The organism is Ramlibacter agri (assembly GCF_012927085.1).
GTDB classification, from domain to species: domain Bacteria; phylum Pseudomonadota; class Gammaproteobacteria; order Burkholderiales; family Burkholderiaceae_C; genus Ramlibacter; species Ramlibacter agri.
Window position 1 is genome coordinate 2,317,548 of record NZ_JABBFX010000001.1, and the last position, 17,270, is coordinate 2,334,817.

Annotated in this window: 16 protein-coding genes; 3 read left to right on the top strand and 13 right to left on the bottom strand. The window is 69.0% G+C overall.

Annotated elements, in window-relative coordinates; genetic code table 11:
• The first annotated feature begins 18 nt into the window (after positions 1-18).
• Positions 19-1,050: a LacI family DNA-binding transcriptional regulator gene (locus tag HHL11_RS11205; RefSeq protein ID WP_169418460.1), complete on the top strand. Its 1,032-nt coding sequence runs from the start codon at positions 19-21 to the stop codon at positions 1,048-1,050.
• Between the two features lie 78 nt (positions 1,051-1,128).
• Here the strand turns inward: HHL11_RS11205 and HHL11_RS11210 are convergent, their stop codons facing one another.
• From HHL11_RS11210 to HHL11_RS11240, 7 genes are all read right to left on the bottom strand, one after another.
• A complete protein-coding gene (locus tag HHL11_RS11210; protein WP_342593201.1) occupies positions 1,129-2,271 on the bottom strand; it encodes a porin in 1,143 nt (380 codons plus the stop codon).
• 103 nt (positions 2,272-2,374) lie between these two features.
• Positions 2,375-3,343, bottom strand: a complete 969-nt coding sequence (locus tag HHL11_RS11215; protein WP_169418461.1) for a Bug family tripartite tricarboxylate transporter substrate binding protein — start codon at positions 3,341-3,343, stop codon at positions 2,375-2,377.
• Positions 3,344-3,364: 21 nt separating this feature from the next.
• A complete protein-coding gene (locus HHL11_RS11220) occupies positions 3,365-3,820 on the bottom strand; it encodes an aconitase X swivel domain-containing protein (RefSeq protein ID WP_169418462.1) in 456 nt (151 codons plus the stop codon).
• A complete protein-coding gene (locus HHL11_RS11225; protein WP_169418463.1) occupies positions 3,817-5,094 on the bottom strand; it encodes an aconitase X in 1,278 nt (425 codons plus the stop codon). The genes HHL11_RS11220 and HHL11_RS11225 overlap by 4 nt, the downstream gene beginning before the upstream one ends.
• On the bottom strand, positions 5,085-6,557 hold the full coding sequence (locus HHL11_RS11230; RefSeq protein ID WP_240980056.1) for an FAD-dependent oxidoreductase: 1,473 nt from the start codon (positions 6,555-6,557) through the stop codon (positions 5,085-5,087). Before HHL11_RS11230 ends, HHL11_RS11225 begins: the two co-directional genes overlap by 10 nt.
• An 8-nt stretch (positions 6,558-6,565) precedes the next feature.
• A complete protein-coding gene (gene ilvD, locus HHL11_RS11235; RefSeq protein ID WP_169418464.1) occupies positions 6,566-8,263 on the bottom strand; it encodes a dihydroxy-acid dehydratase in 1,698 nt (565 codons plus the stop codon).
• A gap of 7 nt (positions 8,264-8,270) precedes the next feature.
• Positions 8,271-9,089 carry an IclR family transcriptional regulator gene (locus HHL11_RS11240; RefSeq protein WP_169418465.1) on the bottom strand — a complete coding sequence of 273 codons (819 nt, stop codon included), beginning with the start codon at positions 9,087-9,089 and terminating at the stop codon, positions 8,271-8,273.
• Between the two features lie 83 nt (positions 9,090-9,172).
• Between HHL11_RS11240 and HHL11_RS11245 the strand changes: the two genes are divergently transcribed.
• Entirely contained in the window at positions 9,173-10,168 is a 996-nt protein-coding gene (locus HHL11_RS11245) for a Bug family tripartite tricarboxylate transporter substrate binding protein (protein ID WP_169418466.1), read from the top strand.
• A 49-nt stretch (positions 10,169-10,217) separates the two neighbouring features.
• Complete coding sequence (locus HHL11_RS11250) at positions 10,218-10,988, top strand: 3-hydroxybutyrate dehydrogenase (RefSeq protein ID WP_169418467.1); 771 nt, start codon at positions 10,218-10,220, stop codon at positions 10,986-10,988.
• A 93-nt stretch (positions 10,989-11,081) separates the two neighbouring features.
• On the opposite strand, the gene HHL11_RS11255 is transcribed toward HHL11_RS11250, so the two are convergent.
• The 6 genes from HHL11_RS11255 to HHL11_RS11280 are packed head-to-tail and all read right to left on the bottom strand — an operon-like array spanning position 11,082 to position 17,195.
• A complete protein-coding gene (locus HHL11_RS11255; RefSeq protein ID WP_169418468.1) occupies positions 11,082-11,969 on the bottom strand; it encodes an ABC transporter permease in 888 nt (295 codons plus the stop codon).
• A 5-nt stretch (positions 11,970-11,974) separates the two neighbouring features.
• Positions 11,975-12,916, bottom strand: a complete 942-nt coding sequence (locus HHL11_RS11260) for an ABC transporter permease (protein WP_169418469.1) — start codon at positions 12,914-12,916, stop codon at positions 11,975-11,977.
• Between the two features lies 1 nt (position 12,917).
• Entirely contained in the window at positions 12,918-14,435 is a 1,518-nt protein-coding gene (locus tag HHL11_RS11265) for an ABC transporter substrate-binding protein (protein WP_205964251.1), read from the bottom strand.
• Positions 14,432-15,502 (bottom strand): ABC transporter ATP-binding protein, encoded by a 1,071-nt coding sequence (locus HHL11_RS11270; RefSeq protein ID WP_169418470.1) that lies wholly within the window; start codon positions 15,500-15,502, stop codon positions 14,432-14,434. The genes HHL11_RS11265 and HHL11_RS11270 overlap by 4 nt, the downstream gene beginning before the upstream one ends.
• On the bottom strand, positions 15,499-16,485 hold the full coding sequence (locus HHL11_RS11275) for an oligopeptide/dipeptide ABC transporter ATP-binding protein (RefSeq protein WP_169418471.1): 987 nt from the start codon (positions 16,483-16,485) through the stop codon (positions 15,499-15,501). Before HHL11_RS11275 ends, HHL11_RS11270 begins: the two co-directional genes overlap by 4 nt.
• Positions 16,485-17,195 (bottom strand): DUF1028 domain-containing protein, encoded by a 711-nt coding sequence (locus HHL11_RS11280; protein WP_169418472.1) that lies wholly within the window; start codon positions 17,193-17,195, stop codon positions 16,485-16,487. The genes HHL11_RS11275 and HHL11_RS11280 overlap by 1 nt, the downstream gene beginning before the upstream one ends.
• Positions 17,196-17,270: the final 75 nt, after the last annotated feature.

The window sequence follows — 17,270 nt, forward strand, 5'->3', positions numbered from 1 at the left end:
AGGGGTTTTGAGGTGCCGATGCCGCGGATGGAGGAGGTGGCGCAGCGCGCTGAAGTGTCGCTTGCGACGGTGGATCGCGTGCTGCACGGGCGCAGTGGCGTGCGCGCGGCCACGGTGCAGCGCGTGATGCGGGCCGCCGCCGACCTGGGTTACGTGCCCGAGGCGCAGGCGCGCGCCGCGGCGGCGCCCAAGCCGCTGCGGCTGGCTTTCCTGATTCCGGAGGGCAGCAACCGCTTCCTGCGCATGCTGGGCGACGTGATCGGCTATTCGCAGGAGCACTGGGCGCCGTTCAACGTGCGCTGCCAGGCCGAATACATCGAGGCCTTCAACCCGGAGGCGCTGGCCAGACAGCTGCTGCGGCACGCGAAGAAGTGCGACGGCATCGCCTTCATGGCGCTGGAGCATCCGGTGGTGCGCGAGGCGGTGGCGCAGCTGGCGGAGCAGGGCGTGCCGACGGTGACGCTGATCTCCGACCTGTCGAACTCGCAGCGCGCGGCCTACGTAGGCCTCGACAACCGCGCCGCGGGGCGGACCGCGGCCTACCTGATCGCTCGCTTCATGGGGCCGGTGGCGCGGAGCAAGCATCCCAAGGTGGCGATGATCGCCGGTTCCCTGAGCTACAAGGCGCACGAGGAGCGCGAGGCCGGGTTCCTGCACCTGATGCAGGAGCAGTATCCGTCGGTGCACGTGGTCGGGGCCCGCGAAGGGCAGGACGACGCGGAGAAGAACTATCGCCAGGCGCGCGCCCTGTTCGAGCAGCACGCGGACCTGGCCGGCATCTACAACATCGGCGGCGGCGCGGAGGGCATCGGCCGCGCGATCCATGAAACGACGCTGGTGCGCAAGCCGATCTTCATCGGCCACGGGCTCACGCCCGATACGCGGGCCCTGCTGATCGACGGCACCCTGGATGCCGTGATCACGCAGAACCCGCAGGGCGCGGTGATGAACTGCGTGCGCATCTTCGCCAACCTGCGCGACGGCCGCGAGCCGACGAGTGGGGTGGAGCAGGTGCGCAGCCAGGTGATCTTCCGGGAGAACCTGCCCTGACCCGGCCTCGTCATTCCCGCGAAGGCGGGAACCCAGGGCGCCCTGGCTCCCCGCCTCCGCGGGGGTGACGAAGTTGCGTCAGAACGACGTCCGCACGCCCGCTTCGATACCGGTCGACGTGCCAGCCGCGATCGGGGCCGGGCCGCCGCTCACCGCGTACGTCGCGCCGCCCTTGTTGCTGATGCTGGCGTAGGTCGCGTACAGCGCGGTCCGCTTGGACAGGTCGTACACGTAGCCCAGGCCCCACATGTTGGCGTCGTTGCCCGAACGCGCGCTGCCGTTGGCGTTCAGCAGCTTGGAGCCGCTCACGTCGTTCAGGTTGGCGTAGGTCACGCGCACGCGGCCGGGGCCGGGGCCGGCGGGGATGGTGGCGCCCAGTTCCCACGACTGCTTGCGCACGCTGCCGGCCAGCACGTCCACGTTCACTCGGTTGTACAGCGCGAACAGCTTGGCGAAGCCGAAGTTGTACGAAGCGCCGACGTTCTGGTGCGTGAAGGAGCCGATGGTGGCGGTCTTCGCGAACAGCGTGTGCGATGCGGCGGCGGCCACGTCGAACTTGCCGTTGGTCCAGCCCAGGCGGCCGCTGAACAGCGTGCCGTCGTCGGGGTTCGCCACGCTGCTCTGGTTCTCGCCGGCCGCGTACATCACCTGGCCGTACACACCGCCCAGGTTGGTGGGCAGCAGGTAGCCGACGCTGTTGCTGGCCGTGATGGTGGTGGACAGCGAACCGTTGCTGGAGCCGGAGAACGTGAAGTTGCCGGCGCGCGCCACGCCGTTCGCGTTGAACGGGTCGAAGCTGATGCTGTTGTAGTGCGTGGGCACGAAGTCGTGGCCCAGGCGCAGCTCGCCGTAGTTGCTGGACAGGCCGACGTAGGCGCGGCGGTCGAACAGGAAGCCCTGCGTGCCGGCGGGCGCGGTGCCCGTGCCGCTCGGCTGGTTGTTCAGGTTCGTCGTGCGGCCGGTGCCGTTGTCGGGGTTGATGCTGCCTTCGAGCCAGAAGTTGGCGCGCAGGCCGCCACCGAGGTCTTCGCTGCCGCGGAAACCGAGCTGGCTGGTGGACAGGCTGCCGTTGCCGATGGCGTTGACCGAACCGTTGCCTTCGGCCTTGAAATGCTGGACGTTCACGTCGACGATGCCCCACATCGTCACGCTGCTCTGGGCGTGGACGGATGCGGCGCAGGCGAGCGCGACGGCGGACAGGCACAAGTTTCTCTTGATCACCTCTTGGTGCTCCTCTTTTTTACAGGCAGGGAAAGGCTCCGGGCCGCTACGAGGCGGCCGGAGCAGGGGATGCCGCGCTGTCACGCGGCGGGGAACGGGGTACTTACTCGAACTTCACGTTGTTCTCGCGCACCGTCTGCACGAAACCGTCGTACTGGCGGCGGAAGAACGCGGAGAACTCGGCAGGCGTCATGCCGTAGGCCGAGAAGCCCTGGGCCACCAGTTGCTCCTGCACTTCGGGCCGGGCCAGCGTGGCGCGCAGGCCGGCGCTGAGCTTCTCGGTCACGTCGGCCGGCAGGCCTGCGGGGCCGAAGAAGCCGGCCCAGGGCGTGATGGTCAGCTTCTTGCCGATGCCCAGCTCGGTGGCGGTGGGCACATCGGGCAGCAGCGGGCTGCGCTTGGGCAGCAAGGTCACCAGCGCCTTCACCTTGCCGTCCTTCACGAAGGCCGGGGTCATGGTGCCGGTGCCGAACATCATCTGGATGCCGCCGTTCACGAGGTCGGTGTAGGCCTGCGTGTCGCCCTTGTAGCGCGCGTTCACGACCTTCACGTTGCGCGTGCCGAGCAACTGCAGCATGGCCAGTTCGGCCGCGCTGTTGCTGGACGCGGAGCTGAACTTGCCCGGGTTGGCGGCGACCGCGTCGAGGAACTCGTTGAGGCTGCCCGAAGGCACCTTGGGCGAGACCGCCAGGAACATCGAGAACTCGCCGGCGGAGGACAGCGGCGTGAACTGCTTGAACGGGTCGTAGGGCGGGTTGGCGCGGAGGGACGGCACGGCCACCATCGCGGTGTTGGTCCCCAGCAGGATCGTGTAGCCATCGGCGGGTGCCTTCAGCACCTCGTTGGCGGAGATGATGCCGTCGGCGCCGGGCTTGTTGTCGACGATGACCTGCTGGCCCAGCTCGGTGCCCAGGCCCTTGGCGATGATGCGGGCCAGCACGTCGGCGGCGCCGCCGGCGGTAAAGCCGACGACGAGGCGGATCGGCTTGCTGGGAAAAGTGTCGGCGTGGGCGCCGACGGCGGCCAGCGCGATGGCGCCGGCGGCGAAGGCGCGGCGGGTGATCTTGTTCATCGTTGTCTCCTCTTTGTTGTCTTACTTGCGCGTGATGGTCACGACGCCGTTGGTGGCGTCCACCTTCACCCAATCGCCGGTGCGGATCAGCGCCACCGGGTCCTGGTCGAAGTCCGTCATCGCCGGCGAGTGGCTCACCACCGTGCCCAGGGCCACCTTGGTGGTCATCTGGTTGAACAGCCAGGCGGCCGGCGCGGTGCCCATGAGGCGGGCCACGTGGAATTGCGCGGACCAGCCCGACGAGCCCTTGGCGCCGGGGAACACCAGCACCTTCTTCGCGAAGCTCTGGCCGCGCAGCTCGTGGCGCGTCTCGATGACCGTGCCATTGCGCGGATCGACGCCGCCCCAGCCGGAAATGGGTTGCGTGGTGACCAGGGCTTCGCCTTCGGCGACGCCGGGGACGACGCAGCGCCCGCGGATCACGATGGTTTCGCCGGCCGCCACGGTGGCCTGTTCAACGTGGGTCGACGAGTTCATGCGGCGCTCCAGCGGCCGGTGCACGCGGCCTCGATGCATTGCTCGGTGGTGCCGAACCAGGCTTGCAGGCCCAGGATGGCGGGCAGGTAGTGCGCCTGCTTGGCGGAGTCCAGGGCCACGACCTTGGTGCCGGGTGGCACGGCGCGGCTCATCGCGGAGCAGCTGTCGGTGAAGATCTTGCCGCCGGCGGCTTCGATGATCTGCGTGTAGCCGTTGCGCGTGGCCAGTTCCTTGATCGCGCGCGGCGTCCAGATCCAAAGCGCCGTTTCCGGATGCAGCTTGCGGCCTTCCAGCAGCTGCGCCGCTTCCCAGATCTGCTCGATGGTGTAGTGCGGGCAACCCAGCATCACGTAGTCCACCTTGCTGTCGCTGGCGGTGGAGTTGATGCGCTCCAAGGTCAGCTCGCGCTCGCGGCGGCCATAGTGCCGTACCTCGGTGGCCTTGTTGCCGCCGAAGGCCTGTTCTACGGTGTTCGCCTCGGGCGTGATGCCGACAATGTGGTACATCTCCACGCCGCCCGACGAGGACGCCGCCGCGCCGAAGTGCTTCAGCCGCGGCAGGTTGGGCGAAGAGCGCACGCCGGTGATGACCGGCACGCGTTCCTGCACCCAGTCGCCCATCCAGTAGCCGAACAGGCCCCAGTCCTCCACCGTCTCCAGCGGGATGTCGGTATGCACGCCCAGGGTGCCGCGCCGGCCTTCGTCGCGGTGGAAGCCCCAGTCGGGGATGCGGCAGGTGATCATGGCGCAGCTGGTGCTCTCGCGCCCTTCGGTGTTGGTGCGCGCGCCCAGCACGGAGTTGGCGTAGATCACGGCCGACGATTCCATCCAAGCCAGGTGCTCGCCGCGCGTGGGCACGTTGCCCACCTGGTAGGGCGTGCAGGTGTTGAGGATCTGCACGCCCATCTTGGCGGCGGCGGCCTCGCTCTTCTTGTAGAACTGGACGATCTCGTCGCTCACGCCCATTTCCGCCGGATGGTGCGGGTCGAAGCCCAGCTGCAGGTGCGAGCTGAAGGCCTTGACCTTGGGCGTGGCGACGACTTCCTGCGAATCCAGGTTGAACTCGCTGAAGACGGCGTCCAGGCCGCCCTTGTTCACGGCGAAGTCGCGCAGGAAGGGCGTCGTGGCCGTCACGGTGCCGCAGACGTTGCGCGTTTCCACCAGGCCCTCGGCGCCCAGCGCCTCGCCGTAGCGGATCAACAGGTCCATCGCCTTGGCGACGGCGGGGCCGGCCTCGCCATCGCGCATGGCTTTCTCGACATCGGTCAGGCGCATGCCTGCTCCTTCTGCTGGGCGGCTTCCACTTCGTTGCGCGGGCGCAGGTACACGCCTTGCGCCAGCAGCGCTTGCTGCAGTTCGTCGATGTCCACGGCGCGCGGCTGGATGCCGTGCTTCACCGCCAGCGCGGCGGCGACGCCGGCGGCCTGGCCGGTCTGCCAGCACTGCGGGATCTCGCGCATGAAGCCGTGCGAGTTGCGGTCGCAGCTGACGTGGCGGCCCACGGCCAGCAGCCCGTCCATCTTCTCCGGCACCAGCGCGCCGTAGGGGATGGAGATGTTGGGGAACTTGGGCGACACGGCGGGCGTCACGGCCACTTCGTCCGGCAGTGCCTTGCCTTCGGGCCACTGGCTGCGCAGCACGGCGCCGACACCGACCAGGCGGCGCGCGTGGCGCACGCCGATCTGCGGCGCGCTCAGCACCATGTAGGCGTCCTCGAAGCCGGGAGCGTTCTTCTTGAAGTAGTCCAGGTGCGCGGCCATCGCGCGGTGCGAGCGCACTTCGACGGCCGTGAGGTCGTCGACGTCCAATGCCGAATACCCGCTCTGGCGCGGGCCCATGAACAGGGCGATGTCGTTGCGCCAGGAAACGAAGGGACGCTCGAACAGGCCGCAGGCTTCGCGGCCGCCGGCCATGAACCTGGTGTAGCCCTCGGGGTCGCCGGAGCGGAAGGCGATCCACTTCTGCATGTCCACGCCGCCGAACAGCCAGGAGGTGTTCATGCAGTGGTGGACGTCGGCTTCCTCGATGTCGTTGACGAAGGAGGCGCCGGCGCGGGCGAAGATGTCGCCGTCGCCGGTGGCGTCGATCACCACCTTGGCGCGGATGGCCATGCGGCCTTCCTTGCTCTCGAAGGTGGCGCCGGCCACTTTGCCGTTCTCCATCAGCGGCATCGCGGCCCAGGAGTGGTAGACCAGCTTCACGCCGCGCTCGATCAGCAGCTCCTGCGACAGCAGCTTCAGGCGCTCGGGGTCGATCGTGGGCGACCAGGTGACGACGCCGTGGTAGGCGGCGGTGCGGAAAGACCAGTGGTGGGCCTTGTCCTTGTCCTGCGAACCCCAGTCTTCCGGCGGCGGGCCGGCGACGGCATCGGCGGGCAGGCGATCGAACAGTTCCTCGGCGAAACCGCGGATGACCAGCTTGCCTTGCCAGTCGGTCATGCGGTCGATCCAGATCACCAGGCCACCGGTGCTGAGGCCGCCCAGGTGGTTGTAGCGCTCCAGCAGGCAGACGTCGGCGCCGGCGCGCGCGGCGCTCGCAGCTGCAGCCGTGCCCGAGGGGCCGCCGCCGACCACCAGCACGTCGCACTCGCGGTACACGGTGAGGTCGCGGGCGGGTTCCTGCACGGTGCCCAGGTCCTTGCGCTGCTCCTTGGCGTCGCGCTCGAAGATGTCCGATTGCAGGATGCGCTCGTCGGTGCGCGTGAGGCTCTGCATCGCGGGGAGATTCTTGTCAGTCATTTCGCGCTTCACTTGGTGGGGCGGGTGAGGACGGCGCCTTGCGCCAGCGGGCCGACGTTGCGGCGATAGATCTGCAGCCAGCCGCGGTCGAACAACTTCGCCGGGGCTTGCCATTGGGCGCGGCGCTGTTCCAGCACCGCGGGTGCTACGTCGAGGTCGACCTTGCGGGCGTCGAGGTCGATGGTGATCCGGTCGCCGTCCTGCACCAGGGCCAGCGGGCCGCCCAGCGCGGATTCGGGGGCGACTTCGGCGACGACGAGGCCTTTGCACACCAGGCCGCTCAGGTGGCCGTCGGTGAGCATGGCGACCTCGTCGCCCATGCCGGCGCCGTCGATGGCGAACACGACGCGCGAGGCGCCGCCACCCATGGCGGGGCCGCCGCAGGCGCCGGCACCGCGCATGACCATCACGGAGCCGGGAGCAATCGTCTTGGCCTTCAGCGCGGCGACGGCGGCGTCGGAGGTTTCGAAGCAGACGGCCGGGCCGATCCAGCGGCGCACCTTGCGCTCGGCTATGCCGGTCTTGATGAGGGCCGCTTCGGGCGCGAGCGAGCCGCGCAGCAGGATGATGGCGGGCTGGGGCGCGACCGGGTTGTCGATCGGGCGAATGACTTCCGCGTTCGCCACTTGGTAGGTGCGCAGGTTGTCGGCAACGGTGGCACCCGTGACGGTGAGCGGGTCGGTCGCCAGCAACGGCTGCAACTGCTTCATCAGCGCGCGGCAGCCGCCGGCGGCTTCGAATTCCTCGATCAGGTGGTTGCCGATCGGGCGCACGCCGGCCAGCACCGGCGTCTGCGGGCCGAGCTCTTCGAACATGCCGTAGACGTCGACGCCGTTCTCGGCCTCGGTGGCCACGGCTTGCAGGTGCTTCACCGCGTTGAGCGAACCGCCGATGGCCAGCACCGCCTTCACCGCGTTGGAGAAGGCGCCGGGCTGCAGGATGTCGCGCGGCTTGAGGTCGTCCCACACCATCTGCACGATGCGGGCACCGGCGGCCTTGGCGTCGGTGAACATCTTGTCGGAGAGGGCTGCCACCGGCGCGGAGCCTGGCAGCGCCATGCCCAGCGCCTCGCAGACGATGTGCATGGTGTTGGCCGTGCCGAGACCCGAGCACACGCCCGGCGAGCGGATGGCGCAGCGGCTCATGCCGATCACGTCTTCGGTGGAGGTGCTGCCGCCGATCTGCGCGTGCATCGAGTGGATGAACACTTCCTCGATGTCGACGTGCTCGCCCTTGTACTCGCCGCTGGCCTGGTAGCCGCAGGGCACGAGGATGGTCGGCACGTTCAGGCGGGCGGCGGCCATCAGCTGGCCGGGCACCGTCTTGTCGCAGGAGGTGAGGCAGACCATGCCATCGAGCTGCGCGCCTTCGACGGCGGCCTCGATGTCGTTCGTGACGAGGTCGCGCGCGGCCAGCATGTAGGCGCCGCGGGCGCCGGCGCCGGTGACGAAGTCGCTGGGCGCGGTGGTGCGGATCTCGAAGGGCACGCCACCGGCGGCGCGGATGGCTTCCTTCACCACCTTGGCCACCTGGTCCAGGTGGCTGTAGCAGGCGGCGAGTTCCGAGCTGCTGTTGACGACGGCGATCTTGGGTTTCTCGCAGTCTTCCTCGGGGATGCCCATCGCCTGCCATTGCGCGTTGCGCACGGCCCAGAGATAGGAGCCCTTGGGGAAGTTGCTGCGCAGCTTGCGCGGCGTAGGGGACATGGTGGGACTATTTGTCGGAGGAAAGGGGGGGCGGCACGTGGCCGCCGATGGCCGTGGCCAGCGCTTCGGCCAGCGCCAGCAGTTGCGGCGCGATCACCTGGCGCAGGTGGTCTTCGGTGTAGATGAAGGCCGCCGTGCCGCAGTTGAGCGCCATGACTTCGTCGTTCGGGCCGATCACCGGCACCGACAGGGAATTGATTTCGCGATGGAACTCGCCGGTGGAGATGCTGTAGCCCGCCTTGTCCTGCTGGCCCAGCGAGCGCAGCAGGCCCGGCTCGACCGAGGCCCAGTCGCTGCCGCGCGAGAGGCGCAGCGATTCCATCAACGCCTTGCGGGCGTCGGGCTTCAGCGCCCACAGGTAGGAGCGGCCCAGCGCGGAATTGGCCATGGGCACGCGCGAGCCGACGTCCAGCCGCGGCGCCAGCATGGTGGTGCGCGGGCGGCAGGCTTCGATCAGCACCATGTCCAGGCCGTCGGGCACGGCGAGGTAGACAGAGCCGCCGGCCGCTTCGGCCAGGGTCTGCATCATGGGGCGGGCGATGGCGCGGAAGTCGAGGCCGGCGAGGAACACGCGGGCCAGCGAGACCACGCCCGGGCCCAGCATGTAGCGGTCGCCTTCGGGTTCCTGGGACAGCAGGCCCAGCGTGACCAGGGTGGAGGCGAGACGGGTCACCGTGGGCCGCGGCACGCCGGTCAGGCGCGACAGCTCGGTGGAGGTCAGCACCCGGCGCTCTTCGGTGAAGCAGCGCAGCACGGCCACGCCGCGCTCCAGGGCACTGACGGTGTCAGGCTTCTGCGGGCTGCCGTTGTCCTCGGGGGCTTGCATCTTGCGTATTTTGGACGTCGCGTTCAAAATAAGCAAGACCTTTTCCGGAAATCACTGAAACCAAAGAAGGAGACGTTCGAAAAATGGTTGATACGCGCATTTCCCGCCGCGCCTTCGGCGCCTGGGCGGCCGGCGCCGCGCTGGCGACGCCGCTGGCCGGCCTGGCCCAGTCCACGTTCCCGCAGGGTGGCCGGCCCATCCGCATCCTGGTCGGCCTGGCGGCGGGCGGCTCGCTCGACGCGCAGGCCCGCTCGGTCGCGCGCAAGCTGACCGAGATCGCCGGCACCACGGTGATCGTCGACAACAAGCCGGGCGCCAGCATGATGCTGTCGGCCACCGAGGTGATGAAGTCGCAGCCGGACGGCTACACGCTGCTGTACGCACCGTCTTCGCTGTTCGCGCAGAACCCGCACACGCTGTCGACGGTGCCGTATGACCCGTTCAAGGACTTCACGCCGATCACGATGGCGGCCAAGGGCCCGCTGGTGCTGACGGTGCACCAGTCGCTGCCGGTCAAGAACGCCAAGGACCTGGTGGCCTGGGCCAAGGCGAACCCGGGCAAGCTGAACTTCGCGTCCTTCGGCAATGGCACGTCCTCGCATATCTATGCGATGGCGTTTGCAAAGGCCACGGGCATCGAGATCACGCACGTGCCGTACAAGGGCACGGCGGAAGCGGCGCGCGACGTGCTGGAAGGCCGCGTGCAGGCTTACTTCGACGCCGCGCCTACCGCGATCCAGAACGCCAAGACCGGCCGCATCCGCATGGTCGGCGTGGCCTCCCCCACGCGCATGCTGGCGGCGCCGGAGGTGCCCACCTTCACCGAGCAAGGCATCCCGGGCCTGGACCTCACCAGCTGGATCGGCTTCGTCGGCCCGGCCAAGATGCCGCCCGAACTGGTGCAGAAGCTGAACACCATGCTGGTGCAGGCGCTGAATGCGCCCGAGGTGAAGGAGTTCTACGCCACGGGCGCCTGGGAAACCGCGCCCTCGACGCCGGCGGAGCTGACGCACGAGATGCACGTCGCCTACGACCGCTGGGGCCAGATGGTGAAGGCGATCGGGTTCGAGAAGCAGTAATTGCTGCAGTGCGATACTCCGAGGCAATCCTTTGTCCCGGAGAAATCGCATGCTTCAAGGAAAAACCGCCCTCGTCACCGGCTCCACCAGCGGCATCGGGCTTGGCATCGCCAAGTCGCTGGCGAAGCAGGGCGCGCGGCTCGTGCTCAATGGCTTCGGCGAGGTCGAGGCCGCGAAGAAGGAAGTGGCCGCGCTGGGCGTCGAGGTCGAGTACCACGGCGCCGACATGAGCAAGCCGGCCGAGATCGCGGACATGATGCAGTTCGCGGCCTCGCGCTTCGGCCAGGTTGACGTGCTGGTGAACAACGCCGGCATCCAGCACGTGGCCAAGGTCGAGGACTTCGACCCGGCGCGCTGGGACGCGATCATCGCCATCAACCTCTCCAGCGCCTTCCACACCACGCGCCTGGCCATCCCCGCCATGCGCAAGGCCAACTGGGGCCGCGTCATCAACATCGCGTCCGCGCACGGCCTGGTGGCCTCGCCGGAGAAGTCGGCCTACGTCGCCGCCAAGCACGGCATCGTCGGCCTGACCAAGAGCATCGCGCTGGAGACCGCGGAAACCGGCATCACCGTCAACGCCATCTGCCCGGGCTGGGTGCTGACGCCGCTGGTGCAGAAGCAGATCGACGCCCGCGCGCAGAACGAGAAGATCTCCGTGGAACAGGCCAAGATCGAACTGCTGTCGGAGAAGCAGCCGTCGCTGCAGTTCACCACGCCGGAAGAACTGGGCGAGCTTGCCGTGTTCCTGTGCTCGCCGGCGGCGAACAACGTGAAGGGCGTGGCCTGGAACGTCGACGGCGGCTGGGTGGCGCGTTAAGTCAAACAGCCGAACGCAGAAGACGCAAAGGTTACGCAAAAGCCGCAAAGGAACAGCCTCTGAATTTGGCCTTTGCGTCCGGCTGTCCTGTCTTCAACGGTGCCGCGGGTCGAGCGCGTCCCGCAGCCCGTCCCCCAGCAGGTTGAACGACAGCACCAGCAAAAAGATCGCCAGCCCCGGCCACACCGCCATCCAGGGCGCGTTGTCGATGAAGTTCTTGGCCGTGTTCAGCATGCTGCCCCAGCTCGGCGCGGGTGGCTGCTGGCCCAGGCCCAGGAAGGACAGGCTGGCTTCGGCGATGACAGCCGCGGCGATCGCCAGCGTGGACTGCACCATCAGCGGCGCCGTCACGTTGGGCAGGATGTGCCGGATCGCGATGCGCCACGGCGGGTTGCCCACCGCGCGCGCCGCTTCCACGTAATCCTCCACCTTCACGCCCAGCACCTGCCCGCGCGTCAGCCGCACGAAGATCGGCGCGGCCGACACGCCGATGGCCACCATCGCATTCGACAGCGAAGGGCCGAGGAAAGCCGCCAGCGCGATCGCCAGGATCAGGAACGGGCACGCGAGAAATGCGTCGGTGATCCGCGAGATCACCGCATCCACCCAGCCGCCGATGAAGCCCGCCGCCAGTCCCAGCGGCACGCCGATCAACAGCGAGATGCTGACCGACACCACGCCCGCCAGCAGCGAAGCGCGCGTGCCCCAGATGACGCGCGACAGCACGTCGCGGCCGATTTCGTCGGTGCCGAACCAGTGGGCAGACGAGGGCGCCTGCCGCAGCGCGCTCCAGCTGGTGGCGATCGGGTCCTGCGGCGCGACCCACGGCGCGAAGACGGCCATGCCGACGAACAGCAGCACCACGACGAGCCCGAACAAGGCCGCATGACGGCGCCGCAAGCGCCGCCAGGCGCGCCGCCACGGGCCCGCTTGCGGCGGGACCACGCCGACGGTGGAAGGAATGGGAAGGACAGCCGCCATCGCTCTCAATGCCGCAGGCGCGGGTTCACCGCGAAGTAGGCCAGGTCGGCCAGCAGGTTCAACACCATGTACGCCGTCGCCGTGACCATCACCACGCCCTGCACCACCGCGTAGTCGCGGTTGAACACCGCATCGACGATCAGCTTGCCGAAGCCGGGAATGGTGAACACCTGCTCGGTCAGCACCGCGCCCGAAAGCAAAGTGCCCAGCTCCAGCGCGCCCAGCGTGATGATCGGCGTCAGCGCATTGCGCAGCGCGTGCTTCAACACCACCGTCTTCTCGTCCAGCCCCTTGGCGCGCGCGGTGCGCACGTAGTCGGCGTTCAGCACCTGCAGCATGGCGCTGCGCGTGTGCCGCATCAGCACCGCGGCGATGGCGTTGCCCAGCACGAAGGCCGGCATGATCATCGCCGCGAGATTCGCGCGCAGGTCCTCGAACGGGCTCACGTAGCCCGAAGCGGGCAGCCAGCCCAGGTTCACCGAGAACAGCAGGATCAGCAGGATGCCCAGCCAGAAGTTGGGCGTGCTGATTCCCCATAGCGCGAACACGTTGGCCGCCCAGTCCCAGGCGGTGCCGCGGCCCACGGCCGACACGATGCCGGCCGGGATGCCGATGACCAGCGCGATGCACATGGCCAGCAAGGCGAGCTCCAAGGTCACCGGCAGCTTCTGCACCACCAGCTGCAGCACCGGCTGCTGGTTGCGCACGGACTCGCCGAGGTCGCCGCGCAGCACGCCGCCCACCCAGTAGCCGTAGCGCACCGGCAGCGGCTCGTCCAGGTGCAGCTTCTGGTGCAGGTAGGCGATGACCTGCGGGTCCTGTTCCTCGCCCGCCAGGATCTTGGCCGGGTCCCCGGGCAGCAGTTGCTGCAGCCCGAAGATCAGCATCGACACCAGCACCAGCGTCGGGAGCAGTTGGGCGATGCGCTTGACGAGGAACTCGCCCATCTCAGGAGCCGAACTTCAGCCCGGTCACGCGCAGCAGCCCGTCCGGGATCTCGCGCACGCCCTGCAGCTTGGGCGTGTAGGCCCACAGCCACTTGCGGTGGTACAGGTAGACGATGGGGCGGTCCTTCAGCACCTTGGCCGCGACCTGCTCGAACACCTTCTTGCGCTGCGCCGGGTCCAGCACCTCGCGCGATTGCTTGATCAGGCCGTCGACGTCCTGCACGCAATAGCCGGAGTAGTTGAGTGGCTGGTTGCAGACGTCGAAGCTGTACAGGTTGCCGTCCGGGTCGGGCCGGCCGCTCCAGGCCAGCACATAGGCTTCGAAGTCACCCTTGTCGGCCATGTTCAGCGAAGTGGCGAACTCGGCGGACTGGATCTTCACGTCGAAGCCGGCCTCGCGCGCCATCGCCTGCACCACCAGGCCGATGCGCTGCGCGTCGGAGGTCGTCGGCGTCAGCAGCGTGAAGCTCGGGTTGGGCATGCCGGCTTCCTTCAGCAGCTGCCTGGCGCGCTCGATGTTGCGCTTGGGCACCGGCACGTTCTTCGCGTACCAGGTGTTGGTGGGCGCCACCCACTGGTTGCCGACGATGGCTTCGTTGTCCATCACCACCTGCACCAGCCCGGCGCGGTCGATGGCCAGCTCCAGCGCTTCGCGCACGCGCGGGTCGCGGCCCAGCGCGCTGGTCTTGGCCTTGTCGCTCTTGCCGACGTTGATGGTGAGGCCCTGGTAGCCGATCTCGGTGATGCTGGAGGTCTTGAACTTCTTCTCCGACTTCACCTTCTCCATGTCGCTGGCCGCCATGCGCTCGATGTAATCGAGCTGGCCGGAGCGCAGGTTCGCGAGGCGCACGGTCGCATCGGGGATCGGCGTGTAGATCACCTTGTCGAAGTGCACCGCGTCCTTGTTCCAGTAGTTGGTGAACTTCTCCAGGACGATGCGGTCCTGCGCCACCCGCTCGACGAACTTGAAGGGGCCGGAGCACACCGGCTTCGCACCGAATCTTTCGCCCTCGGCCTGTGCCGCCTTGGGCGACACCATCATGCCGGCGCGGTCGGTCAGCGCGGCCAGCAGCGGCGAGAAGGGCGCCGACAGGTTCAGGCGCACCGTCAGCGGGTCGACCACGTCGACGCTGGTCACCGGCGCCAGTTCGCCGCGGCGGTTGGAGCCGGGCATCGTCTTGTGGCGCTCGATGTTGTACTTGACCGCGGCGGCGTCGAACTTCTCGCCGTCGTGGAAAGTGACGCCGGGCCGCAGCTTCAGGGTGAGCTGCTTGTTGTCCGGCGACCATTGGTAGCTGGTGGCGAGCTGCGGCACGATGGCCAGCTTCTCGTCGATGTCGAACAGCTTGTCGCACAGGCCGGAGAACACGATGCGGCCGACGAAGCTGCGGGCCAGCGTCGGGTCCAGCGCGTCGGGGTCCTCGGCCAGCCCGACGCGCAGGGTCTGCGCCTGCGCGGCGAAGGCGGCAACGCCCAGCGCAAGCGCGAGCAGCCAGCGGGGGGAAGGACAGCGCATCATGGGTTCTCCTTGGTGGTTGTGAGGAAGGCGGCCTGCAGCCGCTCCAGCCGGCGGCGCGCCGGCGCGAAATTGATCGCCTGCGGGGCGGCCGCCTGTGGTGCGAGCTCGCGCCAGAAGTGGCAGGCCGCGGCGTGGCCGTCGGGCGTGGCCTCCAGCGCGGGCGCCTGCTGCGAGCACAGCGGCCGCGCGTGCGGGCAGCGGGTGTGGAAGTGGCAGCCGCTGGGCGGCGCCAGCGGGCTGGGCACGTCGCCCCCGAGCACGCGGCGTTCGCGCCGGTCCTGCGGCTCAGGCCGCGGGATCGCGCCCAGCAGCGCTTGCGTATAGGGATGGCGCGGCGCCGCGAATAGCGCGTCCTTGTCGGCCAGTTCCACGATGCGCCCCAGGTACATCACGGCGACGCGGTTGGCGATGTGCTTCACCACCGCGAGGTCGTGTGCGATGAACACGTAGGCCAGGCCGAAGCGCTTCTGCAGGTCCTGCAGCAGGTTCACCACCTGCGCTTGCACGGAGACGTCGAGCGCCGACACGGCCTCGTCGCACACCACCAGCTGCGGCTCCACGGCCAGCGCGCGGGCGATGCCGACGCGCTGCCGCTGGCCGCCGGAGAACTCGTGCGGATAGCGCTGCGCGTGGTCCGGCGCCAGGCCCACGGTGTGCAGCAGTTCGGCGACGCGCTGCTGCTCGCGGCCCGCGTGCAGGCCGTGCAGGCGCAGCGGCTCGGCGAGCGTCTGGCCCACCGTCATGCGCGGGTTCAGCGAGGAGTACGGGTCCTGGAAGATGATCTGCATGGACCGGCGCTGGGCCCGCAGTTGCGCGGGGCTCAACGCGTTGATGTCCTGCCCGTCGAAGGCGATGCTGCCGGCCGTGGGCTCCAGCAGCCGCAGCAGCATGCGGCCCAAGGTGGACTTGCCGCAGCCCGATTCGCCGACCACGCCCAGCGTCTCGCCGCGCGCAAGCTGCACGTCGACGCCGTCGACGGCGCGCACGAGGCCGCTCACGCGGCCGAAGAGGCCGCGGCGGACGGGGAAGTGCTTGACCAGGCCGGAGGCCCGCAGCAAGGGCGTCATGCGGCCAGCTCCTGGGGGACCAACGCGTCCGGTTCCAGCGGCGCCCGCCAGCAGGCCGAGAGATGCGTGGTGCCTACATCGCGCAGCGACGGCGCCTCCGCAAGGCACTGTGCAACCGCAAACGGGCAACGCTCCGCGAAGGTGCACCCCGCCGGCCGCCGCAGCGGGTCCGGCACCTGCCCTTCGATGGCGGCCAAACGCGTGCGGGCGAGGTCGAGACGCGGGATCGAACCCAGCAGCCCCACGGTGTAAGGATGCTGCGGCTCCTCGAAGATCGCGCGCACCGGCGCCTGCTCCACGATGCGGCCGCTGTACATCACCGCCACTTCGTCGGCCACTTCGGCCACCACGCCGAGGTCGTGCGTGATCAGGATGACGGCCGTGCCGGTCTCGGTCTGCAAGGTGCGCATCAGGTCCAGGATCTGCGCCTGGATGGTGACGTCCAGCGCCGTCGTCGGTTCGTCGGCGATCAGCAGGCGCGGACGGCATGCCAGCGCCATCGCGATCATCACGCGCTGGCGCATGCCGCCCGAAAGCTTGTGCGGATATTCGTGGAAGCGCTGCTCCGGCGCCGGGATGCGTACCTGCCGCAGCACCTCGATCGCGCGCGCCTGCGCATCCGCGCGCGAGAGCTGGCGATGGCGCAGCAGGCCTTCGACGATCTGGTCGCCCACGGTGAACGCCGGGTTCAGCGAGGTCATCGGCTCCTGGAAGATCATCGCCAGGCCGTTGCCGCGCAGGTCCAGCAGCTCGCGCTTGTCGGCGCCCACCAGCTCCCGCCCTTCGAAGCGGATGGAGCCGGCCGCGGGCTGCACCAGGCCCATGATGGACAACGCCGTCACGCTCTTGCCGCAACCCGATTCGCCGACCAGCGCCAGCGTCTTGCCTGCTTCCACCGTGAGGTCCACGCCGTCGACCGCGGGGAAGCGGCCCTGGTCGGTGGTGAATTCCGTGCGCAGGCCGCGCACCTCCAGCAATGCCATCAGTTGCGGCCCTCGCGCTCGAAGGCGGCGATGCGCTCTTCGATCTTCGTCCGGTCGGTGATGCCGACCGGGTCGTGGCGGCCGGCCAGGCAGGCCATGAAAGGCTGGTAGCGCTGGCGGCTCGTTTCATAGAGCCGATGCAGTTCGCGCACCGGCTCCTCGTGGTCGTCGACGCGGATGTCCAGTTGCGGATAGTCCTCGTCGGCATGGATGCGAAGCGCCGCGGCCTGCTTGCCGCGCTTGTCGCCACCCGCTGCTTCACCGGCCGCCAGCGCGGCCAGCAGGCGCTCCGGCAGCGGCAGGCCGCGGGTTTCCTCGAAGGCATGCGCCGTCGCTTCCAGCACCGGCGCGCCGGCCAGCATGTTGCCGGCGATGCTGTAGTCGGCGCCGGCGCGGTGGCCACACCAGTCTATGCAGGACGCGCCGGTCCACGCAGCCGGTGCGCCATGGGCGGGCAGCACGTGCAGCTGGCGCTGGTCGCGGCCGGCGTCGGCGCCGGTCAGCGCAGCGACCACTTGCTCCGGCGACTCGCCCGCGGCGAGGCGGGCCAGGCCTTCCGGCCCGTACAGCGGGTTCATCAGCGCCTGCGTCGACAGCACGCCCACGCCCCGGCAGGTGTGCACGCACAGTGCCCCCACCGCGAAGAAGCGGCTGGCGATGGCGGCCCCGAGCCGCCCCGATGCGTCGCGGGCCAGGATGGACCAGGTCATGCATGCGTCCTTTTGTTCTTCGGCCATTCTGGCGATGGGTCCGCACACGGAGCAATAGCGTTTGCCAGAATGCGG

Coding starts and splice junctions, on each gene's coding strand:
- HHL11_RS11205 (WP_169418460.1), top strand. CDS start 19: ATGCCGCGGATGGAGGAGGTGGCGCAGCGCGCTGAAGTGTCGCTTGCG.
- HHL11_RS11215 (WP_169418461.1), bottom strand. CDS start 3,343: ATGAACAAGATCACCCGCCGCGCCTTCGCCGCCGGCGCCATCGCGCTG.
- HHL11_RS11220 (WP_169418462.1), bottom strand. CDS start 3,820: ATGAACTCGTCGACCCACGTTGAACAGGCCACCGTGGCGGCCGGCGAA.
- HHL11_RS11225 (WP_169418463.1), bottom strand. CDS start 5,094: ATGCGCCTGACCGATGTCGAGAAAGCCATGCGCGATGGCGAGGCCGGC.
- HHL11_RS11230 (WP_240980056.1), bottom strand. CDS start 6,557: ATGACTGACAAGAATCTCCCCGCGATGCAGAGCCTCACGCGCACCGAC.
- ilvD (WP_169418464.1), bottom strand. CDS start 8,263: ATGTCCCCTACGCCGCGCAAGCTGCGCAGCAACTTCCCCAAGGGCTCC.
- HHL11_RS11240 (WP_169418465.1), bottom strand. CDS start 9,089: ATGCAAGCCCCCGAGGACAACGGCAGCCCGCAGAAGCCTGACACCGTC.
- HHL11_RS11245 (WP_169418466.1), top strand. CDS start 9,173: ATGGTTGATACGCGCATTTCCCGCCGCGCCTTCGGCGCCTGGGCGGCC.
- HHL11_RS11250 (WP_169418467.1), top strand. CDS start 10,218: ATGCTTCAAGGAAAAACCGCCCTCGTCACCGGCTCCACCAGCGGCATC.
- HHL11_RS11255 (WP_169418468.1), bottom strand. CDS start 11,969: ATGGCGGCTGTCCTTCCCATTCCTTCCACCGTCGGCGTGGTCCCGCCG.
- HHL11_RS11260 (WP_169418469.1), bottom strand. CDS start 12,916: ATGGGCGAGTTCCTCGTCAAGCGCATCGCCCAACTGCTCCCGACGCTG.
- HHL11_RS11265 (WP_205964251.1), bottom strand. CDS start 14,435: ATGATGCGCTGTCCTTCCCCCCGCTGGCTGCTCGCGCTTGCGCTGGGC.
- HHL11_RS11270 (WP_169418470.1), bottom strand. CDS start 15,502: ATGACGCCCTTGCTGCGGGCCTCCGGCCTGGTCAAGCACTTCCCCGTC.
- HHL11_RS11275 (WP_169418471.1), bottom strand. CDS start 16,485: ATGGCATTGCTGGAGGTGCGCGGCCTGCGCACGGAATTCACCACCGAC.
- HHL11_RS11280 (WP_169418472.1), bottom strand. CDS start 17,195: ATGACCTGGTCCATCCTGGCCCGCGACGCATCGGGGCGGCTCGGGGCC.